The sequence below is a fragment of the Psychromonas sp. genome, from assembly GCF_041586535.1.
Classification (GTDB): domain Bacteria; phylum Pseudomonadota; class Gammaproteobacteria; order Enterobacterales; family Psychromonadaceae; genus Psychromonas.
Window position 1 is genome coordinate 1 of sequence record NZ_JBFGZY010000231.1, and the last position, 2,577, is coordinate 2,577.

The window sequence follows — 2,577 nt, forward strand, 5'->3', positions numbered from 1 at the left end:
ATCCGCGCTAAAGGTATTCAGAAATTAAAAGCGGCTGGACAAGTCGTTACTGCTTGCGGAGGCTTGCGTAAATCCTGTCACGAACAGGTTGCGGCTTAGGAAACAAGAAGCATCGCCCGAATAAGGGCGGTGAGAAGTCACCTTTCCACAATTTATCTCTACTTCCGGTCATTATGATACGAATCATTTAGAGAGAGTTGAAGAAGAGTTGAAGATCTGCAGCATGAGCCCTGGTTTCAACAGCAGTAAAACGCAAACTGTCCGAGTTATTTTATCAAGTCCTGACATGTGTCAGAAAGCAACGCAACGGCAATTAGGCTTAGCTGAATTTTCTAATTATGAATGCACAGGCGTTGCAAAATGAAACCTGTCAATACCAATAAAAACCCTATCGCTTAGTAGCTCAGTATATTATATCAAAGCAGCAGTATCGCTTATAAAACAGGTGGGGGTTTTTAGATTTTATCTCGGATTATATTGGCCGCTTGTCTATTGAACCCTGCTTGATTAAGAAGATTATTTTTCTTTTTTGCACTTCCTATCTGTTATCCAGGGCTGTGCTATATTAAAAAGCAGAGACCGTGTTATACCATGAGGAGAATAGGCATATGAAAGAAGACTTTAACAAGCTGGTTGATAAACTTAAAGTTCAACGCGATGAATTGAAACTGAAAGTGCATCTAGGCTCCATGGAGGCGAAAGAGGAGTTTGAAGCAGCCGAAAAAAAATGGCATCAGGTTAAAACAAAAGCCTCTGAAATCGCTGATGATGCAGTGGAGACCTCTGAAGAATATATCGACAAGGCGAAAGTGGTGGGTGATGAACTTAAAGAAGCTTATTCAAGAATTGCAAAACGTTTGAAAAAGTAGCCTTGGGTATATATGAAGATTCGGGTTTTGCTTAAGAAACCTGAATCTTATTTGTGTCAGCCTACAAATGGCTAACAGGATATAGTCGGGATATCCTGCCACTTTGTCGTGTATTGCGGTGTTAACAACCGGCGTCGCATTGCCCATTTTTGCTCAATACCCTGCGCCACAAAAAAAGCACTGTCGTTGCCATAACGTCGATTGATGTTATCTAAAACCTGCATCAGTGCTATGTTCTCCGCCGGCGGGCTGAACAGATCCCACTGTTGGTGTTTTGCACTGCTGAGATTTAATAATCCCACCCCAACCTTATAATAAGCAATACCTGGCTGAAATAAGTTCCCGATATTTTCACTGATCGCTTTAATTAGTTGTGCGCTGTTGTTGGTTGGTGGGTTAAAGCCTGTCATTATTTTAAAGCTACGCGGATCTGCGTCAAAGGGACTGTTTGCAGCGAATGCCATTAATACACCACACAGCGAGTGCTGCTTGCGTGCTTTTTTTGCCGCAATAGCAGCATGCTTTGCCAGAGCCTGATTAAGCTGTGTTATCTCTGTGATACGTCTACCCATACTGCGCGTTGAAAATATTTGTAATTTATCTGCCCGGCTATCGTCCCAGGTTTTACAAACCTCTCCGTTTAATTCTTTTATGGTGCGCTGCAGCTCCACATTAAAACCTGCGGGTAAATGCTGAATATTCAATCGCCGCAGCTGCTGTACATTTAAGATCTTATGTGCCTGCAGTTTTGCACTGGTTTTCCAGCCAATTCCCCAGACATCTGCGGGTGATAGTTGTTGAAAGATATTTGTTTTTAAGGCCTCATCATCTAAGCAACAAACGCCTGCAAAACTCTGCCACTTTTTGGCAACATGGTTTGCCACCTTGGCTAAAGTAGGAGTCTTTCCTAGCCCGACACAAACGGGTAAGCGTGTTTCTTTCCAGACCGTTTTACGTAACTGTTGTGCATGTTCAGTGAGATTGGGAATTTTTTTTTGGCAGCTGCTAAAGTTTAAAAAGCATTCGTCAATGGAATAAATATGCTGATCGGGAGCAAACCGGGCGATCACCTGCATCATTTTATAGGACAGATCCGCATACAACTCATAGTTTGATGAGCAAACAATAATCCCCGCCTGCTCACATAATTTTTGTACTTCGAAAAAGGGCTGAAACTTTTTAATGCCCAGTGCGATTGCCTGTTTATTGGCTGCGACAATGCAGCCGTCATTATTGGATAAAACAATTAACGGTTTACCACGCCAGTCAGGGCGAAAGACCTGCTCTGCACTGCAGTAAAATGCATTGGCATCCACTAATGCAAACATCAGAGGCTGTTTTCTAACAGGTGGCTGGCACGATGACAGCGTATTGAGCGGATCACCACACCTTCAATGGTGAAGTGGTCATCTAAACCTATCGGTACACTTTGGTAACGGGGATTTGCAGAGAGCAGCAGGCGCTTATTAATATCAAGTATTTTACAGATAAACTCACCATTCAAATTAGCGACGATTACATCGTGGTTTTTAACCCGCACGTGCCGGTCAATGATCAGTATATCGCCGTTAAAAATACCGGCCTCCTGCATTGAGTGCCCGTCAGCTTTGGCAATAAAAGTCGCACTCGGGTGCTCGATTAATAATGCATCGAGACTTAAGGGCAGCTGCAGATAGTCACTTGCCGGGCTTTCAAAGCCAGTAATGCC

Annotated in this window: 3 protein-coding genes; 1 reads left to right on the plus strand and 2 read right to left on the minus strand. The window is 43.3% G+C overall.

Annotated elements, in window-relative coordinates; translation table 11 throughout:
- Positions 1-608 precede the first annotated feature (608 nt).
- Positions 609-869: a hypothetical protein gene (locus ABZA00_RS16845; protein ID WP_372883305.1), complete on the plus strand. Its 261-nt coding sequence runs from the start codon at positions 609-611 to the stop codon at positions 867-869.
- Positions 870-940: 71 nt separating this feature from the next.
- Here the strand turns inward: ABZA00_RS16845 and ABZA00_RS16850 are convergent, their stop codons facing one another.
- Together ABZA00_RS16850 and ABZA00_RS16855 are read right to left on the minus strand one after the other, a co-directional pair.
- Entirely contained in the window at positions 941-2,197 is a 1,257-nt protein-coding gene (locus tag ABZA00_RS16850; RefSeq protein WP_372883306.1) for a Y-family DNA polymerase, read from the minus strand.
- Positions 2,197-2,577, minus strand: a 381-nt coding sequence (locus ABZA00_RS16855; protein ID WP_372883307.1) for a LexA family protein, incomplete at its 5' end; no start/stop codon positions are given. The genes ABZA00_RS16850 and ABZA00_RS16855, both read right to left, overlap by 1 nt.

What these genes read in the sequence shown, in the direction of transcription:
- ABZA00_RS16845 (WP_372883305.1), top strand. Translation starts at nt 609, where the DNA reads ATGAAAGAAGACTTTAACAAGCTGGTTGATAAACTTAAAGTTCAACGC.
- ABZA00_RS16850 (WP_372883306.1), bottom strand. Translation starts at nt 2,197, where the DNA reads ATGTTTGCATTAGTGGATGCCAATGCATTTTACTGCAGTGCAGAGCAG.